Genomic DNA, 18,984 nt, shown 5'->3' with positions numbered 1-18,984 from the left:
GTTTTGTTATTAGCGCAGCTGAAACCAGGTGGTCTTCAACTGGGTGTATTTATCGAATGAGTGCAGCGACAGGTCGCGGCCGAAACCGGACTGTTTGCCGCCACCGAAAGGCACGGTCACGTCCAATGCATCGACGCTGTTGACCGACACCGTGCCCGCTCGCAATTGCCGCGCCACACGGTGGGCGCGGTTGAGGTCGTCGGTCCACAGCGAGGCGGCCAAGCCGTAGACGCTGTCGTTGGCCAATTGCAAGGCATGGGCCTCGTCGTCGAACGCCGTGACCGCCAGCACCGGGCCGAACACTTCATCGCGAAACAGCGGCATGTCCGGGCTCACACCGGTAAAAATCGTCGGCTGAATGAAGTTGTCGGAGCCGTTGAATATCGACTGCCGACCGCCACAAAGTTTCGTTGCTCCTTGGCGCTCGGCCTGCTGGATGAACTTCATGATGCGTGCCGTCTGGCGGCTGTCGACAATCGCCCCGGCGCTGCTCGACGGGTCCAGCGGATCCCCCGGCTGCCAGCGCTCGGCCTGCACGTTCAGGCGCTCGACGAACTCGTCATGAATCGAACGCTGCACCAGCAGCCGGGAGTTGGCCGAGCAGACTTCGCCCTGATTAAAGAAGATGCCGAACGCGGCTTTCTCGGCGGCCAGGTCCAGGTCCTGGCAATCGGCGAACACCAGATTGGCGCTCTTGCCGCCGCACTCCAGCCACACCTGTTTCAGGTTCGATTGCGCGGAATACTGCATGAAATATTTGCCGACTTCGGTGGAGCCGGTGAACACCAGGCAATCGACGTCCGGGTGCAAACCGAGGGCTTTGCCGGTCTGCTCGCCGAGGCCTGGCAGCACGTTCAGCACGCCTGGCGGTAGACCGGCTTCCAGTGCAAGCTCAGCAAGACGCAACGCGGAGAACGGTGACTGCTCGGCAGGTTTTAGGATCACCGAATTGCCTGCGGCCAAGGCTGGCGCGAGTTTCCACGCGGCCATGTCCAGCGGGAAATTCCACGGCACCACGGCGGCGACCACACCCAGCGCTTCGCGGGTAATGGTCGCCAGCACGTTTTGCGCACTCGGGGCGATCTGATCGTAGAGTTTGTCGAGGCTTTCGGCGTACCAGCGAAACACCCCGGCGGCGCCCGGCACGTCGATGTTGTAGGCGTCCGTCACAGGCTTGCCCATGTTCAGCGAGTCGAGCAGCGCCAGTTCTTCGCGGTGGGTCATGATCAGCTCCGCCAGACGCAGCAACACGTGCTTGCGCTCGCTCGGCGAACGCCCCGACCAGGTGCCGACCTCGAATACCCGCCGCGCAGTGCGCACCGCCGCGTCCACCTCTTCATCACCGCAAGCGGTCACGCTCGCCAGACGCTGGCCAGTGGCGGGGTTGATCGCTGTGAAGGTCTGCCCCGACTGCGCCGAACGGGGTTTGCCGTCGATCAGGGCCTGATCGGGAAACCGCAGCGCGGCGGCTTTGTTTTGCCAATATGCAAGCTCGAACACGTTCAGATGCTCCAAGGGCTTTTCTTGTGTCTGGATGGTGGCCCAGGCCCGAGTCCAGTAAAAATAGTAAAAATGTCTTTGCAGACCATGAAAAAACTGGGCAGCCAATCTCCCCGGTGGCGCGGGATGTGGTTATTGTTCAAACACAACAACACCGTCGTCAGAACGGATGCAGTCGGCGCAAAAATTGCCTGGATGTCGAGTCCATCCACCCCGAGGTTTGCCGTGGCTGCCTACAACCTGCGTCAATTGAAATACTTCATCACCACCGTCGAATGTGGCAGCGTCGCCGAGGCTTCGCGCAAGCTGTATATCGCGCAGCCGGCGATCTCCACAGCGATCAAAGGCCTGGAAGACAGCTTCGGCGTGCAACTGCTGATCCGTCATCACGCCCAGGGCGTGTCCCTGACACCGAGCGGCGCACGCTTCTATCGCAAGGCCCAGGAACTGCTGCGCATGGCCAAGGAGTTCGAACAGAACGCCCTCGCCGACAACGACGTGGTGGCCGGGCAAATCGATATCGGCTGCTTCGAAACGGTCGCACCGCTGTACTTGCCGCAACTGATTGCCGGGTTCTCGGCGCTGTACCCGGGGGTGAAAATCCGCATCCGCGACGGCGAGCAGCAAGAGCTGGTGCAAGGCCTGACGTCGGGCACCTTCGACCTGGCGATCCTCTATGAGCACGAACTCGACGCCACCATTCAGACCGAACCGCTGATGCCGGCGCAACGGCCTTATGCGTTGCTGCCGGCGGACCATCGCTTCGCCCAGCTCAAGCAAGTGTCGCTGCGTGATCTGTGCCTGGAACCGATGATTCTGCTGGACGTGCAACCGAGCCGGACTTACTTCGTCAGTCTGTTCGAAGAACTGAACCTGTCGCCGAACATTGCCTTCAGCTCACCGTCGATCGAGATGGTGCGGGGGATGGTTGGGCAAGGGTTTGGTTTCTCGATACTGGTGACGCGACCGCATTCGGAATGCACTTACGACGGGAAGAAAGTGGTGTGCGTGGATATTGTCGAAGAGGTCACTGGTTCAGGGCTGGTGGCGGCGTGGTTGAAGCGCGGGCAGCTGACCAAACCGGCGCAGTTGTTTGCCGATTATTGCCGCGAACAACTCACCGCGAAGGCCCAGACAAAACCTTGATGCCGAGTGAGGTCTGCAAACCACAACAGATCTACTGTGGGAGCTGGNTTGCTGTGGGAGCTGGCTTGCCTGCGATGACTTCGGCACATAAAGCATTGATGTTGCCTGACACTCCGCTATCGCAGGCAAGCCAGCTCCCACAGGGTTCTTCGTTGTTTTTGGAAGATCATTTACGCGGTTTGATCCGCGCCGTCGCCTCAGCCACCAACGGATCATCCGGCCAGTAATGCTTCGGATACCGCCCCTTCAAATCCTTCTTCACCTCGACATACGTGCTGCGCCAGAAGTTCGCCAGGTCCTGCGTCACCTGCACTGGCCGGCGCGCCGGGGACAGCAGATGCAACTTCACCACTTGCCGTCCCCCGGCAATGCGCGGGGTATCGGACAGGCCGAACAGCTCCTGCAAACGCACCGCCAGAATCGGNGGNTGTTCGCTGTAGTCCAAACGAACCGAAGAGCCCGACGGCACTNTCAGGTGATGCGGCGCCTGTTCATCCANACGTTGCGGCAGCGGCCAGGGCAANAGGTTATGGACGATGCTCGACAGGTCGAGGTTGGCGAAATGGCTCAGGCGCGAGACTTTGCCCAGATACGGCATCAACCAGTGCTCAAGGTTTTTGAGCAGCGCGGCATCACTGACATCCGGCCACTCACTCTCGCTCTTGCTGCCAAGGTCCAACTGACGCAACAACGCCACCCGTGCCTGCCACTGACGCAGTTCCGGGGTCCATGGCAACAGCTCCAGACCTTTGCGCCGCACCAGATTGACCAGCGCCTGACTGCGGGCGGTTTCATCGAGCCCCGTCAGCGGCTCACGGCTGAGGATCAATTCACCGACCTTGCGCTGACGCTCGGCGCGCAACACGCCTTCGCGCTCGTCCCAATCCAGTTGATCGACCACGCGCACTTGCTCGGCCAGCACGGAATCGAACAGCGCCGGATCAAAATCCGCCGCCAGATAAATCCGTTCCTCACGCTGCCCCTGACGACTGCCCAGATCCGCAATCACCAACCACGCTTGCTTCATCAGACTGTCCGCTTCAGCGAACAACGCAGCACGGCCGTTGGCCAGCCGATATTCAGCGCCACCGGNGCGACGTTGCTGGGCGACACGGTCCGGGTAGGCCAACGCNAGCAGCGCACCGAGCCAGCGCGGATGATCGGGATCGCTGACCGGCTCCGACGCCTTGCCACGCAGATAACCGCGATACTGCCGCGCCAGTTGCCGGGCACGTTGCACACCACCCTGAGCGCCGCGTGCGGCCCGCTCTTCGCCGGACAACAGCACCAATCGGCTATGCAGATCCGCCCCGGCGCCACGCAAAATATCCCGCTCACCGAGCAATGCCGCGACATCGCACGCCATGTCGGCCAAGCCGAGCGCCTGACCGCGCAACAGCAAATGGGCGATGCGCGGATGGGCCGGCAGTTCGGCCATGGCCTGACCGTGACGGGTCAGCGCTTCGCCGTCCAATGCACCCAGGCGATCAAGCAAATCCTGAGCCTGTGCATAAGCGGCGGCGGGCGGCACGTCGAGCCACACCAATTGCGTCGGTGTCACGCCCCAGCGCCCGAGCTGCAAGGCCAGACCGGCGAGGTCGGCCGAGAGAATCTCCGCGCTGGCATAGGCCGCCAGTTGCTCGTGCTGATCCTGCGACCACAGCCGATAACACACGCCCGGCTCCAACCGCCCTGCCCGGCCGGCGCGCTGAGTAGCACTGGCACGGGAGATTCGTTGGGTGTCGAGGCGGGTCATGCCGCTGCCGGGATCGAACCGCGGCACCCGCGCCAGCCCGGCGTCGATCACTACGCGCACACCGTTGATGGTCAGGCTGGTCTCGGCGATGTTGGTGGCCAGCACCACTTTGCGTTTGCCCGCTGGGGCCGGATCGATTGCCGCGCGTTGGGCGGCGAGGTCCAATTCACCGTGCAACGGGCAGAGCAAAACCTGTGTGCTCTCGCCCAGCGCATCCGCCAATTGTTGATGCACGCGCCGAATTTCCGCCTGCCCCGGCAGGAACACCAGCACGCTGCCGGTCTCGTCATTCAAGGCTTCGAGAATCGTCTGCACCAGACGCGACTCAATGAATTCGCCGGGCTGGTACGGCCGCCCCCAGCGCATCTGCACCGGGAACATGCGCCCTTCACTGCGCAGGATCGGCGCGTCATCCAGCAGCCCGGCCAGGCGTTCGCCTTCGAGCGTTGCAGACATCAAAAGGATTTTCAGCGGCTGGTCGTCGCGGAACAGCTCCCGGCCATTCAGGCTCAGGGCCAATGCCAGGTCCGCGTCGAGGCTGCGCTCGTGGAATTCGTCGAAGATCAGCAGGCCCACGCCCTCCAGCGCCGGGTCGTCCTGCAGGCGGCGGGTGAGGATGCCTTCGGTGACCACTTCGATGCGCGTCGTGGGGCCGACCTTGCTGTCGAGGCGGATACGATAGCCGACGGTTTCGCCGACCTTTTCACCCAACTCACTGGCCAGGCGCTCGGCGGCCGCGCGCGCGGCGAGACGGCGAGGTTCGAGCATCAGGATGGTTTGCCCCGCCAGCCAAGGCTCGTTCAATAGCGCCAAGGGTACGCGGGTGGTTTTACCGGCGCCGGGCGGCGCTTCNAGCACGGCTTCGTGGCGTGTAGCCAAGGCGTCACGCAGGACGGGTAAAACTTCATCAATCGGCAAAGAAATCATGCTGGCTCCAAAACAGAGGCCCGAGTATAACGGCGAACTGTCCGGGCTTTATCACGGTCCTAATTCATATGGACGCCCCTTCGTTTACCAGATGACTCAGGAGATTTCTCATGCGTGTTCCCTTTCGCCTGATTGGCGGTGTATTGGTCGCCACCCTGCTCACCCAGGTCACCGCGTGCGGATCGATTTTCTACCCCGACCGTCGGGGGCAGATTGACGGCAAGATCGACCCGGCCATTGCGGCGCTGGATGCCGTGGGCTTGCTGTTCTACATCATCCCCGGCCTGATCGCGTTTGCCGTCGACTTCGCCACCGGGGCGATTTACTTCGAGCCCGGCCACACGGCCCAAGTGGCTCCGGAAAAACTCAAGGAAGCGATCGGCGCCGACGGCAAAGTTGATAACCATAAGTTGCAGACTATTCTCGAAACCGAGTTGGGTCGCAGCTTCCCTCTGGATGACCCACGCCTGATTCAACACAAAGGCAGCACTCAGCAACTGGCCATGTTTGGCCTGCAGCCTGCCGCGTAACCCGTGCATTTAAAGGAATAGCCGCACCTATGATCTCCAGCTCCGAACACGCCCGCCTGCTGCGGCTGGCGACCCGTGCCTCGGTGGCGGTGGCATGTACGCTGATCGTCGCCAAAGCCATCGCCTGGTGGTTGAGCGGTTCGGTGAGTATGCTCGCCGGGTTGACCGACTCGCTGCTCGATGGCGTGACCTCGCTGCTGAATTTGCTGGCGGTGCATTACGCCCTGCGCCCGGCCGATGATGATCACCGTTACGGGCATGGCAAGGCCGAGTCGCTGGCGGGCATGGCTCAAGCGCTGTTCATTGGCGGTAGTGCGGTGCTGATTTCTTTGCAGGCGATCGAGCGGCTGAAACATCCGGAACCGGTGGGCGCGCCGTGGATCAGCATCGGGGTCATTGTGTTCTCCCTGGCGCTGACCCTGGCGTTGCTGATGTTGCAACATCGGGTGGTCAAGGCCACAGGCTCCAATGCGGTGCGCGCCGACTCCCTGCANTACCGCTCGGACTTGATGCTCAACGGCAGCATCCTGGTGGCGCTGGTGTTGGCCGGTTTTGGTTTCCATCAGGTTGACGCGTGGTTCGGCCTGGCAATCGCTGCGTACATTTTCTGGAGCGCGATTCAGATCGCCAAGGAAAGTTTTACGGTGCTGATGGATGAGGAACTGCCGCCGGATGTGAGCCAGCACATGCTTGAGCTCGCCTGCGGCGTTACGGGGGTTTTGGGCGCGCATGACCTGCGCACGCGGATTTCCGGCAACCAGTGGTTCGTGCAGCTGCACTTGGAATTGCCGGGGGACCTGACCCTGTCAGTCGCTCACGGCATCAGCGATCAAGCCGCCGATGCGATTCACGCCGCCTACCCNCGGGCCGAAGTGCTGGTGCACGCCGACCCGCTGGAAGTGGTGCTGACTGCCAAGGCTCAGAAAGAAACCTGATAGCCGCGACTGCCCAGGCAATTGCCCTGTGCCTGGCGATAGGCTTGTACCACCGACGGGTCTGGCTGGTAGGTAGCCGTCCGCGGATTGAAGCCACTTTGTTGCACCGCGTATTGATAACACTCGTAACCGTCCTGGTTGACCTGTTCCGGCGACTGCCCGTTGGCCGGATAGGCCTCCACGTCGTAACTGTTGCTGACCGGCTGCGGCTGCGGCTGCATTTGCACCGGCGGCTCGACCACTACGTAATCCTGGGTGTTTTCCTGATAGGCGTAATACGAACCGGCCGCCAGGAACAGCAGCGCCCCGCCGATCCACACTTCACGTGCGTAGTCAGGCAAGTAGCTGACTCGAATTCCGCGAGGCGGTTGAACCACCACATAACGCGGGCCTTGCGGGCGGTACCAGTAGCCGCCGGAATAGAAATAATCCCGACCACCATATGGCACGCGGTAGTCACGGTCCGGGAAGCGGTCGATCACATGACCCGGGCGATATTGCGGGCCGGGGCCCCAGCCATTACCGTGCCCATCCGGACGACCCGCCCAATGGCGATCATCGGGACGTGGACCGTTGTTCTGCCATTGCTGGTTGTAATTGTTGCGCTGTGGGTTGTCCTGATAATAACCACGCTGTGGCTGCTGGGTCTGGCGCACGGTGTCAGGCCGCCCTTGGATCGGCAGGTCATTGGCCGGCAGTTGCGGCGGTGGCGGCGGTGGTCGAACCGGATTGTTGTAGTTGGGCGGCTGGCGGTTCTGCCACTGGCCGTTGTTCTGATTCTGGCCGTTGTGTTCGAACTGGCGGCTGTTGTCGCCACGAATGATGTCGTTGTTCTGCGGGCGCGGCTGATTATTGCCGCCATGCCCCTGATTGTTGCCCTGCTGGCCGTCCGATCCACGTTGCCCGCCATCGGGACCACGGTTTTGCTGATCATCGGCCAGCGATTGCGCAGTGACACTCACACACAGCAAACCAACACCGGCCAAACGCCAGATGCGCGACTTCATGCTTTTCCTCACTGCGGGTTAGGGCCTGTACGTAAGACTGGGAAAGTACAGAGCGGTTCTGCAACAGGTTATCAGTCGCGCAACTTATTTATTGAGGGCTGGGCTTAAATTGAAGGCAAAAGAAAAGGGAGACCCGTCGGCCTCCCTTTGAGAACTTCGTCCTGGCTCAACGCTTTTGACGTTGGCTCACCTCACGCCGTCTTGTGGACAGTGTGCAGCCTGGAGGCCGGCTCAACCCTGCTGGGGGTGGCGGCCGCCGCCGGCCTGATTGGGCGAGCGGCTGTGGACTGTTTGTCCGAGCAGTGATTCTGGTGATAAGAATAGGCCGCAGGCGCCGGCAGAGGATTGCGAATATTGCTCAATTAAACATCACTTGCGCAATTTTTAACCCTGGATAGATAATCTGCCGCAATAGTTATGACAAAGGCCTGATTGATGAGCAAACTCGACCGATACGACCTGAGTATTTTGGCGGAATTGCAGCGCGACGCGAGGATCTCCAACCAGGAGTTGGCCGAACGCATCGGCCTGTCGCCGTCGCCCTGCTCGCGCCGGGTCAAGCAGCTGGAAGATGACGGCTATATCGCGCGCCAGGTCGCCCTGCTCGACCGCAAGATGCTGGGCTTGAGCCTTACGGCCTATGTGCTGATCGGCATGGACCGCCACACACCCGAGCGTTTCGAGAACTTTGAAGCCGCGATTCGCACCTTGCCGCAGGTGCTGGAATGCAGTTTGGTCACGGGGATGGATGCGGACTATCAGCTTAAAGTCGTCGTGCCGGACATGGATCACTATCAGAAACTGCTGCTGGGGCATTTGACCCGAATTGAAGGGGTGACCAGCGTTCGTTCGAGTTTTGTGTTGAACCAGGTGCTCAATAGTACCGAGCTACCTTTAACCCATCTGCGCAGCTAAGTACGCCATCGCGGGCAAGCCCGCTCCCACAGGTTATGTGTCGGTCACAGAATTGCGATCGACACAAAACCTTGTGGGAGCGGGCTTGCCCGCGAAGGGGCCGGCACAGGCGACGAATAGCTGCGACACACTGCCGCAGGTCAATCCTCCAGCACTCCCCCATGCCGTATACTCCAGCGCCTTTTAGCCCCGCCCGCGCTGGAGATACTCAATGGATCCTGCCGTATTCGAAGAGTGGATGATGACCGGACTGGTCAGCATCCTGATCATTTTCATGGGTTTCATCGTCTGGGACCTGGCGAAGAAATCCAAAGCCGGGCGCTTTGGCTCGTTCATCCTGTTCTTCGTATTGGGCCTGGGCGTGGCCGCATTCATCATCAAAAGCGTGGTGATCGGCCTGATCGAGTCCGGCGCCCTATAACCGCGCCGGCACTTCCTTCCATTGGCCTTGATCCAGGCCATCGATCGTCCAGTCGCCAATTCTGACCCGTACCAGACGCAACGTCGGCAAGCCGACCGCCGCCGTCATGCGCCGCACCTGACGGTTACGCCCTTCGCGAATCACAAGTTCCAGCCAGTGCGTCGGCACGCTTTTGCGAAACCGTACCGGCGGATTGCGCGGCCATAGCTCGGGCTCATCCAATTGCCGGGCTTCGGCGGGCAAGGTCATGCCGTCGTTAAGCTCCACGCCGTCACGCAGGCGTTGCAGNTGCTCAGCGCTCGGTTCGCCCTCCACCTGCACCCAGTAAGTCTTCGCCAGCTTGTGTTTCGGGTCGGCGATTCGCGCTTGCAGCTGGCCATCATTGGTCAGCAGCAGTAATCCTTCACTGTCGCGGTCCAGCCGCCCTGCCGGATAGATCCCCGGAATCTCGATGTAATCCTTGAGGGTCGCACGCCCGCCTTCGTCGCTGAACTGGGTCAGCACGTCGAACGGTTTATTGAACAGGACCAACTTCGGCTCGGCCGGCGGCGCTTTGGCAACACGGCGCGGGGCTGGGGAGGATGGCGCAGGCTTCGCGCCAGGGCGGCGAGAAACGGGACGTTGGGGACGGGACATGGGAAAGAGGAGCATCTAACGGTCAGGGCTGCCAATGCTAGTGCCCTGACCGTCAAATGACCATCACGAATCAGCGGAACGGCGGTTCGTCGAAACTGCGCAGTTTGCGCGAGTGCAGCGAGTTGAGTTCGGTGCGCAACAGGTCCACCGCCTCGATGCCGATCTTCAAGTGCTGGCTGACCGCACGCTCATAGAACGCGTTGGCCGAACCCGGCAGCTTGATTTCGCTGTGCAGCGGTTTGTCCGAGACACACAGCAACGTGCCATACGGCACCCGCAAGCGGTAACCCTGGGCGGCGATGGTGCCGCTTTCCATGTCCACCGCCACGGCGCGGGACAAGTTGATCAGTGGACGTTCCTGCGCCCAGCGCAATTCCCAGTTNCGGTCGTCGTAGGTCAGCACGGTGCCGGTACGCAGGCGTTTTTTCAGCTCTTCGCCTTTTTCGCCCGTGACATTCGCCGCCGCTTGTTGCAAGGCCATCTGCACTTCGGCCAGGGCCGGGATCGGGATGTTCGGCGGCACCACGCGGTCGAGAATCCCGTCGCGGCGCATATAGGCGTGGGCCAATACGTAGTCGCCGATGGTCTGGGATTGGCGCAGGCCGCCGCAGTGGCCAATCATCAGCCAGCAATGTGGGCGCAGCACCGCGAGGTGGTCGGTGATGTTTTTCGCGTTGGACGGGCCGACGCCGATGTTCACCAGGGTCACGCCGTGGCCGTCAGTGGCCTGCAGGTGATAGGCCGGCATCTGGTAACGGTGCCAGACCACGCCGGCAGCAATCGCCGACGCTTCGCCGTGGTCCATGCTCTTGTCGATGATCACGTTGCCCGGCAGCACCATGCGGATAAACCGTGGGTCGCTGCGCAGTTGCTCCAGGCCATGCAGGATGAACTGGTCAACATAGCGGTGGTAGTTGGTCAGCAGGATCCACGGCTGCACATGACGCCAGTCGCTGCCGGTGTAATGCACCAGTCGGCGCAGGGAGAAATCGACCCGCGCGGCATCGAACAGGGCCAATGGCAGCGGATCGGTGTTTTCCCAGTCGTACAAGCCATCGGCAATGCCGTCGGTGGCGGCGGACAGGTCGGTACTCGGGAACACCCGCGCCAGCACGGCAGCCGTGACGCCGGAGCCGGCCAGTTCATCGCCCTGCTCCACCACATACGGGTAAGGAATGTTCTGCTGGCTGACGCCGACTTCAACCGTCACGGTGAAGTCGTGCATCAGCGGCACCAGTTGCTCCAGCAGGTATTTACGGAAGGCGGCCGGATGAGTGACGGTAACACTGTAGGTTCCGGGCAACTGAACCTTGGCGTAAGCGCGCGTGGTCTGTGGGACTTCGCCCTGGCAGTGGTAGGTCAGACGCAGCTCGGGATAACGAAACATCGCACGCTGTTCAGCGTCCGGCTCGACTCGGTCCTTGAGATAACGCTTGAGCGCCTGGTTCAGCGCGGTGGTTGCACGATTGTGCAAGAGCGCAAGCCGATCCACGGCTTCTTCGGCGGTTTGAACGACAACAAAAGCTTCGGTCACGGTAAGCATCCTGTGTTCTGACTTGCAGAGCTTCATCTTGCCTGCATCATCGCTTCACGGGAACCCTGTGGGAGCGGGCTTGCCCGCGATAGCTGTCTATCAGCCAACATTGATGTTGAATGTAAAACCGCAANCAACATTGATGTTGAATGTAAAACCGCAATCGCGGGCAAGCCCGCCCCCACAGGTTCAGTGGTGTTGATCAAATGTGATCAGAATCCTTGCGGGGTCGAGCGGGCGACGATCGCTTCAACATCCAGCCCACGCGGCAACGCGCCATACACCCGGCCGGCCGAACCGAGGCGGCTGGCGATGAAGGCATCGCTGACCGCCGAGTTTCCGGCCTCCAGCAACAGCTTGGCCTGAAGCCCCAACGCAATGTCTTCAGTGAGCTGCCGCGCACGGTATTGAATATCGCTGGTGTCTTTGAACGCCGTTTGCAACTGGCTGATGTGCGCGGCCAGGCGCTTATCGCCATGGCCATCGCCCAGCTCGCTGAACAGCACATCGAGCACACCCGGCTCCTTGGACAGCGCCCGCAGCACGTCCAGGCACTGAACATTGCCGGAACCTTCCCACGTCGAATTCACCGGTGCCTCACGGTACAGGCGCGGCAGGATACTGTCCTCGACATACCCGGCACCGCCCATGCACTCGGCGGCTTCGTTGATCATCGCCGGCGCGCGCTTGCAGATCCAATACTTGCCCACCGCCGTCACCAGCCGGGCGAATTTGGCTTCCTGCTCGTTATCGAGGTGATCCAGCGCGCGGCCCATGCGCAGGCTCAAGGCCAAAGCCGCTTCGCTTTCCAGCGCCAGATCGGCGAGTACGTTCTGCATCAACGGCTGTTCGCTAAGCAACTTGCCACCGACGCTGCGGTGGGCGCAATGATGGCTGGCCTGGGTCAGCGCCTGACGCATCAGCGCGCTGGAGCCCACCATGCAATCGAAACGGGTCATGGCGACCATTTCGATAATGGTCGGCACACCACGCCCCTCTTCGCCGATCATCCAGGCCAGGGCGCCCCGAAACTCCACTTCGCTGGAGGCGTTGGAGCAGTTGCCGAGTTTGTTTTTCAGGCGCTGGATATAGAACTCGTTGCGTGTGTCATCCGGCCGGTGCCGGGGCAGCAGGAAACAGGTCAGGCCTTTGTCGGTCTGGGCCANCGTCAGGAAGGCATCGCACATCGGCGCGGAACAGAACCACTTGTGCCCGACCAATTCATAGGCTTGGCCCGGGCCACTGGCGCCAACCGGGTACGCCTTGGTGGTGTTGGCCCGCACGTCGGTGCCGCCCTGCTTCTCGGTCATCGCCATGCCGATGGTGACACCGGCCTTGTGGGCCATACCGACNTTGCGCGGGTCGTATTCGGTNTTGAGGATCTTCGGCAGCCAGATCTGCGCCAGATCCGGTTGCAGGCGCAGGGCCGGGACGCAAGCGAACGTCATGGTCAGCGGGCAACCGGTGCCGGCTTCGGCCTGGCTGTGCAGGTANGNCATGGACGCGCGAGCCACATGGGTGCCGGACTGCGGATGCGTCCAGGGCAACGAGGTCAAACCGTGTTCGACCGCCGTGCGCATCAGCTCGTGATACGCCGGGTGAAATTCCACCAGGTCGATGCGATGGCCGTAACGGTCATGGCTGTTGAACACCGGTTTGTTCTGGTTCGCCAGGAACCCTGCTTCCATCAGCGGCCCGCCAGCCAGTGCGCCATACGCGTCAATCCGCGACTCGGCCCAACCGGCCCCGAAACGCCGCGACCACTCCTGCAAAGGCAGGTCGATACGGTAGAGGTTGGTGCCATCCAGCGACGGTGGCTGGTTGGTGACGTCGTGGGTTTCGGCGAACTGATGCAGGTTCATGACGGGCCTCCTGGAAAAAGCCAAGGGAATTCAGTTAAGCACCGCCCCCGGGCTGAACAAAGTGTCATACCTGCCTAAATGTCGGCGCTTTCGCCTTGCCCCGAACAGAGTACCCGGCGATAGAGCGCCGCTTGCAGATCCTCGAATTTCACCGGTTTGCTCAGGTAATCGATCAAGGCTCCCGTCGGACAGCGCTCCCGATCGGCGCTCACGGCAATCACGAACACCGGCAACTCGGCACAGCCCGGCAAGGCTCGGATCTGGCAGCAAAGGGCGGTGCCATTCAGCGTCGGCAACTGACAATCGAGCAGCACCGCATCGAAGGTTTCTCGCTGCAAGAGATCGAGCGCGGCCGCACCGCTGTCGGTGGCGCGCACCCGGAACCCGAGCTTGAGCAACATGCCACGCATCACCAATTGATTGATGCTGTTGTCATCCACCAGCAGCACCGTGCAGTCCTGTGGCAACCGAAGACGCGAAAACTCGCGGGTCATCAAGGGCACTGCCGGCCGCTCGACCACGGGCAGTTCGAACTCGACGTCCAACTGGAAACGGCTACCGCTGCCGGGCTCGGATCGATGGGTCAGGCGCCCACCGAGCAGTTCAATCAACTGCCGGCAAATCGCCAGGCCGATACCCATGCCGCCGTATTCGCGGGTGGTCGAGCCGTCGAGCTGGAAGAACCGCTGGTACAACGTCGCCTCTCCCAGATCGGTGAAGCCGATACCGGTGTCGATCACCGCAAACGACAGCGACATCCGACCGTTTTCCACCGGTTTGCCCGTCACGCGAAGGGCCAGCCCGCCGACCCGGGTGAATTTGATGGCGTTGTCCAACAGGCATTCCAGGCATTGCGCCAGCTTGACGCTGTCGCCGTTCAAGCGATCCGGCAAGCCCGGCGACACTTCCACTTTGAAGTCCAGCGACTTGCTTGAAGCATTGCCCTCGAACTGGGCGCGCAAGGTCTCGACCACGCCGCGCAGGCTGAACGTTGCCGAACTGACTTTAAGCTTGCCAGCCTGCAATTCGGTCAGGGTGAGGATGCCGTTGACCATGCGCATCATGTCCCGCGCAGAACCGGCGGCGGTTTGCTGGTACTGCTCCAGCTCCGGGTCCATCTCGACGGTCTGCATCAATTCNANCGAGCCAATCACGCCGTTCATCGGTGTGCGCAGCTCGTGGGTCAGGGTGGCGAGGAATTCGTCTTTCAGCCGGTTACTGCGGGCCAATTGCTGGTTGAGCACTTCAAGCTTCTGGCTGGCGTCGAATAGGATCTGCGCCTGCTGCTCGCGCATGCCGTTGATGCGATCCGCCAAGGCCAGGGAAAGCAGCGCCACTTCGATGGCCGAGCCGAGTTGGCTGGCGTACATGGTGAGGAACATATTNGGCAGGTAACCCAACACCATCATCGTGTTGACGATGCCACCGAGCAGGAAAGCCGACCAGGCGATGATGAAATACCGTGCCACCCGCAGGCCACGCAGCCAGGCGCACAGCCCGGCGATAAAAATCACCACGGTGAAGACCAATGCCAAGGCGGTTGCCAGGCGCAAAGCCAGGGCGTAACTGGCCATCAACGACAACCCGACCACCACCGCACTGAACGCCACCAGCGCCAACAGCAGACGGTCGAGCCAGCGACTGTGGCTGGCCGTCTGCAAGAAGCTGCGGGCGAACTGGCTGCCGAACAGTCCGGCGCACCCGATGAAGAACGGCGTCGCGGCGTTGGCCCACCACGGATTGTCCGGCCAGAAATATTCCACGGCTGCGCCGTTCACTGACAGCTGATACAAGCCGAAGGAAGCGATGTAGAAGATGTAATAGAGGTAGCTGGTGTCGCGTACGCTCAAGTAGATGAACAGGTTGTAGACCAGCATCCCCAACAAGACGCCATAGATTGCGCCCAACACATACAGGCGNACCGGCTGTTCTTCGAGGTAAGCGGTGCTCGACCACAAGGTGACGGGCGCCTGGATCGACCCTTCGCTTTGCAGGCGCAAGTACACGGTTTGCGTCTGGCCAGGGGTGAAACTTAGATCGAACAGGTAGTTGTTCTGGCGGAGCTCGCGACTGGCAAACGGCAACGCATCGCCTGTTTGCCGGACCAATCGATACTCACCGCCAGCATCAGGTAAATAGAGATCGAGGTGATCGAGGGGCGGATAGGCCAGTTCCAGCAGCCAGGTCCGTTGCGCCGCCGGGTTCGACGGACGGTAATGCAGATCGATTTTCAGCCAGAACACCGAACGCGAATAACCGGCGTTGAGGGTGGCTTTATCGTGGGGCTTGAAGTTACCGGCCGCGGCTTGCGCACGGACATCGGCGATGGTCGCCTGACTGCCCGCGTCTTCATACACCTGCAGGGTTCGGCCTAGGGGAAGGCTCTGGGTGAATTCATCGAATTCGACGGCGCTCACCATGAGGGGCAAGCACAACAGCAACATCAGCAAATAGCGCATTTAAGCCCCAGCGTGGCCTGTCCGGTTATCTCAGGAAGCCCCTCATTCCCTTTGAGTAGACGTAAAACCGGCATTACCTGTTATTGGTTTGGATCCACTCTAGCATAGCCGTTGATGGCCATTGAGCACCATTGAAATATTTCCTGCGGAGGCTCTAGTACGGGCGTTCCAGCGGCATGATTGGAGCCGATTTATTGATACGGCCAGCCTGTGACAATGCATCGGCCGTTTCACACATTCCTGTAGCAAGTCACTCTCATGACTCGTTGGTCGACTGGTTAACGGGCCTTTCAGCGCGTTTTTTCGACGTAAAAAGCAACCCATAAACAGCCATAAACACGCCTGTGCTGACACTGAAATTTCCCCTTCGCCCAACAGCCACGCAAAAAGCGTTTGGTGGTAAGCTCGCGCACCATGAATATCTACAGCTCTCGCCCCGTTGTCCTCTGTCTCTCCGGCCATGATCCCAGTGGTGGCGCCGGCTTGCAGGCAGATATCGAAGCCCTGCTCGCCCAAGGCTGTCATGCGGCACCGGCCGTCACCGCGTTGACCGTGCAAAACACCGTCAATGTCATCGACTTCCGCGTGCTCGACCGCGAGTGGGTAATGGCCCAGGCCAATGCCGTGCTCAGCGACTCCGAGGTCGCTGCCGTGAAACTGGGCATGCTCGGTTCCCTGGAGATGGTCGACACAGTCGTCGAACTGCTCTCGGCACACCCGCATTTGCCGGTGGTCTGCGACCCGGTGTTGCGCGCCGGTGGCGGCGGACGCCTGGGCAAGGATGAAGTCGGCTACGCCATGCGTGAGCGCCTGCTGCCCCTGTCCATCATCGCCACCCCCAACCTTCCCGAAGCCCGCATCCTCGCCGAACTGCCCGAAGGTACCGCGGACGAGTGCGCTGAAAAACTCCTGCCGTTCGTCAAGCACCTGCTGATCACGGGCGGCCATGGCGACGAACACGAAATCCACAATCGCCTGTACAGCCGCGATGGCCACCGCGAAACCTTTACCTGCCAACGCTTGCCCGGCAGTTATCACGGTTCCGGTTGCACCCTGGCCAGCGCCCTGGCCGGCCGACTGGCCCAGGGTGAACATCTCGCCAGCGCTGTGCAGACCGCGCTTAACTACACTTGGCGTACCCTGCGTGACGCGGAGCAACTGGGCAAAGGCCAGTTCGTGCCGCGCCGTCTGCCGCTGGATTTCTGTTCGTAACTTTCTATTCGCAACGCGGTGAGGCTTGTCCGATGAAACTACGTGGCCTGTACGCCGTTACCGACAGCCAGTTGCTGGCCGGTAAATTTCTCATGTACGTGGAAGCAGCGCTGGAAGGCGGCGTCACCCTGCTGCAATACCGCGACAAGAGCAGCGACGAGGCCCGACGCTTGCGTGAGGCCGAAGCCCTGCGCGACTTGTGTGATCGCTACAAGACACAACTGATCATCAACGATGACGCCGAGTTGGCCGCACGCCTGGGNGTCGGCGTGCACCTGGGCCAGACCGACGGCCCCTTGTCGCCGACCCGCGCGCTGCTCGGTCGCCAGGCGATCATCGGTTCGACTTGCCACGCGCAACTCGAACTTGCCGAACAAGCCGCCAANGAAGGCGCCAGTTACGTCGCCTTCGGTCGCTTCTTTAATTCCAATACCAAACCCGGCGCACCGACCTGCAGCCTCGAACTGCTCGACCAGGCCCGCAGCAAACTGCACCTGCCGATCTGCGCGATTGGCGGCATCACCCTCGAAAACGCCGCCCCGCTGGTGGCCCACGGGGTCGACTTGCTGGCGGTGGTGCATGGCCTGTTTGGCGCCCAGAGCACGGCTGAAGTGACACGTCGCGCCCGCGCATTCAACGAATTACTGAAAATCTGATTTGAGAGCCCGATCATGTCTCGTTCCGAAACCCTGTTTGCCAATGCCCAGAAACACATCCCCGGCGGTGTGAATTCCCCCGTGCGTGCGTTCAAAAGCGTGGGCGGCACACCGTTGTTCTTCAAACACGCCGAAGGCGCCTACGTCACCGACGAAGATGACAAGCGCTACGTGGACTATGTGGGTTCCTGGGGCCCGATGATCCTCGGCCACAGCCATCCGGACGTGCTGGACGCAGTGCGCCAGCAACTGCAGCACGGTTTGTCCTATGGCGCCCCGACCGCCATGGAAACCGAGATGGCCGACCTGGTGTGCTCGATCGTGCCGTCGATGGAAATGGTGCGCATGGTCAGCTCCGGCACCGAAGCCACCATGAGCGCGATTCGCCTGGCCCGTGGTTTCACCGGCCGCGACAGCATCATCAAGTTCGAAGGCTGCTACCACGGCCACTCCGACAGCCTGCTGGTGAAAGCCGGTTCAGGCCTGCTGACCCAGGGCGTACCGAGCTCGGCCGGTGTGCCGGCAGCGTTTGCCAAACACACTCTGACGCTGCCGTTCAANGACATCGACGCCGTCGANCAGATGCTCGCCGAAGTCGGTCAAGAAGTCGCGTGCATCATCGTCGAGCCGGTCGCCGGTAACATGAACTGCGTGCCACCGGCGCCTGGCTTCCTTGAAGGCCTGCGCGAACAGTGCGACAAGCACGGCGTGGTGCTGATTTTCGACGAAGTGATGACCGGTTTCCGCGTTGCCCTCGGTGGTGCCCAGGCTTATTACGGCGTCACGCCGGACCTGAGCACCTTCGGCAAGATCATCGGCGGCGGCATGCCGGTCGGTTGTTTCGGCGGCAAGCGCGAAATCATGTCGCACATCGCGCCATTGGGCCCTGTCTATCAGGCTGGCACTCTGTCGGGCAATCCATTGGCGATGGCGGCGGGTCTGACCACGCTGCGCCTGATCAGCCGTCCCGGTTTTCACGCCGAGCTGAGCAACTACACCAGCCGCTTGCTCGATGGCCTGCAACAGCGCGCCGATGCTGCCGGCATTCCGTTTGTCACCACTCAGGCGGGCGGCATGTTCGGCCTGTACTTCAGTGGCGCCGACGATATCGTCACTTTCGATGACGTGATGGGCAGCGATGCCGACCTGTTCAAGCGCTTCTTCCACTTGATGCTNGAAGGCGGCGTGTACCTGGCGCCGAGCGCTTTCGAAGCCGGCTTCACCTCGATCGCTCATGGCGAAACCGAGCTGAAACTGACGCTGGATGCCGCCGAGCGTGCATTCGCTGCATTGAAATAACGTTGATCCGCTGACGTTGGTGATTGCCAGCGTCAGCTTTCACCTGGATTTACACCCTTATTCCTGTGCTTCTGCTAATAATCCCCCGTGAATTGGGCGATATATTCCCCGCGCAGCAGAAAAACGAGTAAAGACTTTGTAAGGTTGGCCCTGCTTATTTCATAATGCGCGCTTATTGGATCCCCNCGA

At 61.2% G+C, this 18,984-nt stretch carries 15 protein-coding genes; 8 read left to right on the top strand and 7 right to left on the bottom strand.

Features of this window, described 5'->3' with window-relative positions; all coding sequences use genetic code 11:
• Positions 1-9 precede the first annotated feature (9 nt).
• Positions 10-1,500, bottom strand: a complete 1,491-nt coding sequence (locus tag B7L09_RS21285) for an aldehyde dehydrogenase (RefSeq protein ID WP_094470534.1) — start codon at positions 1,498-1,500, stop codon at positions 10-12.
• Between the two features lie 225 nt (positions 1,501-1,725).
• Between B7L09_RS21285 and B7L09_RS21280 the strand changes: the two genes are divergently transcribed.
• Positions 1,726-2,646: a LysR substrate-binding domain-containing protein gene (locus B7L09_RS21280; protein WP_094470533.1), complete on the top strand. Its 921-nt coding sequence runs from the start codon at positions 1,726-1,728 to the stop codon at positions 2,644-2,646.
• 166 nt (positions 2,647-2,812) lie between these two features.
• Here the strand turns inward: B7L09_RS21280 and hrpB are convergent, their stop codons facing one another.
• A complete protein-coding gene (gene hrpB, locus B7L09_RS21275) occupies positions 2,813-5,329 on the bottom strand; it encodes an ATP-dependent helicase HrpB (protein ID WP_094470499.1) in 2,517 nt (838 codons plus the stop codon).
• Between the two features lie 110 nt (positions 5,330-5,439).
• Between hrpB and pmcY the strand changes: the two genes are divergently transcribed.
• Entirely contained in the window at positions 5,440-5,859 is a 420-nt protein-coding gene (gene pmcY, locus B7L09_RS21270) for a periplasmic Zn2+ metallochaperone PmcY (RefSeq protein ID WP_094470498.1), read from the top strand.
• 29 nt (positions 5,860-5,888) lie between these two features.
• Positions 5,889-6,794 carry a cation diffusion facilitator family transporter gene (locus B7L09_RS21265; protein ID WP_094470497.1) on the top strand — a complete coding sequence of 302 codons (906 nt, stop codon included), beginning with the start codon at positions 5,889-5,891 and terminating at the stop codon, positions 6,792-6,794.
• Here B7L09_RS21265 and B7L09_RS21260 read toward each other — a convergent pair.
• Entirely contained in the window at positions 6,779-7,801 is a 1,023-nt protein-coding gene (locus B7L09_RS21260) for a DUF6515 family protein (RefSeq protein ID WP_094470496.1), read from the bottom strand. The genes B7L09_RS21265 and B7L09_RS21260 overlap by 16 nt on opposite strands.
• A 435-nt stretch (positions 7,802-8,236) precedes the next feature.
• Here B7L09_RS21260 and B7L09_RS21255 point away from each other — a divergent pair, with 435 nt between their 5' ends.
• Complete coding sequence (locus tag B7L09_RS21255; protein ID WP_094470495.1) at positions 8,237-8,716, top strand: Lrp/AsnC family transcriptional regulator; 480 nt, start codon at positions 8,237-8,239, stop codon at positions 8,714-8,716.
• A gap of 211 nt (positions 8,717-8,927) precedes the next feature.
• Entirely contained in the window at positions 8,928-9,137 is a 210-nt protein-coding gene (locus tag B7L09_RS21250; protein ID WP_003228500.1) for a DUF2788 domain-containing protein, read from the top strand.
• On the opposite strand, the gene B7L09_RS21245 is transcribed toward B7L09_RS21250, so the two are convergent.
• From B7L09_RS21245 to B7L09_RS21230, 4 genes are all read right to left on the bottom strand, one after another.
• Positions 9,132-9,773 (bottom strand): pseudouridine synthase, encoded by a 642-nt coding sequence (locus tag B7L09_RS21245; RefSeq protein WP_094470494.1) that lies wholly within the window; start codon positions 9,771-9,773, stop codon positions 9,132-9,134. The genes B7L09_RS21250 and B7L09_RS21245 overlap by 6 nt on opposite strands.
• A gap of 70 nt (positions 9,774-9,843) precedes the next feature.
• A complete protein-coding gene (amn, locus tag B7L09_RS21240) occupies positions 9,844-11,343 on the bottom strand; it encodes an AMP nucleosidase (RefSeq protein WP_176457744.1) in 1,500 nt (499 codons plus the stop codon).
• A 176-nt stretch (positions 11,344-11,519) separates the two neighbouring features.
• Positions 11,520-13,169: an acyl-CoA dehydrogenase family protein gene (locus B7L09_RS21235; RefSeq protein WP_094470492.1), complete on the bottom strand. Its 1,650-nt coding sequence runs from the start codon at positions 13,167-13,169 to the stop codon at positions 11,520-11,522.
• Between the two features lie 74 nt (positions 13,170-13,243).
• Positions 13,244-15,628 (bottom strand): hybrid sensor histidine kinase/response regulator, encoded by a 2,385-nt coding sequence (locus tag B7L09_RS21230; protein ID WP_094470491.1) that lies wholly within the window; start codon positions 15,626-15,628, stop codon positions 13,244-13,246.
• Between the two features lie 414 nt (positions 15,629-16,042).
• Here B7L09_RS21230 and B7L09_RS21225 point away from each other — a divergent pair, with 414 nt between their 5' ends.
• The 3 genes from B7L09_RS21225 (at position 16,043) to hemL (ending at position 18,795) form a co-directional block, all read left to right on the top strand.
• Positions 16,043-16,840: a hydroxymethylpyrimidine/phosphomethylpyrimidine kinase gene (locus tag B7L09_RS21225; protein ID WP_094470490.1), complete on the top strand. Its 798-nt coding sequence runs from the start codon at positions 16,043-16,045 to the stop codon at positions 16,838-16,840.
• 32 nt (positions 16,841-16,872) lie between these two features.
• Complete coding sequence (gene thiE / locus B7L09_RS21220) at positions 16,873-17,496, top strand: thiamine phosphate synthase (RefSeq protein WP_094470489.1); 624 nt, start codon at positions 16,873-16,875, stop codon at positions 17,494-17,496.
• Positions 17,497-17,511: 15 nt separating this feature from the next.
• A complete protein-coding gene (hemL, locus tag B7L09_RS21215; protein ID WP_094470488.1) occupies positions 17,512-18,795 on the top strand; it encodes a glutamate-1-semialdehyde 2,1-aminomutase in 1,284 nt (427 codons plus the stop codon).
• Positions 18,796-18,984: the final 189 nt, after the last annotated feature.

The organism is Pseudomonas mandelii (assembly GCF_002251635.1).
Classification (GTDB): domain Bacteria; phylum Pseudomonadota; class Gammaproteobacteria; order Pseudomonadales; family Pseudomonadaceae; genus Aquipseudomonas; species Aquipseudomonas mandelii_B.
The sequence above is the reverse complement of the archived record's forward strand: the minus strand, read 5'-3'. Positions and strand labels throughout refer to the sequence as shown.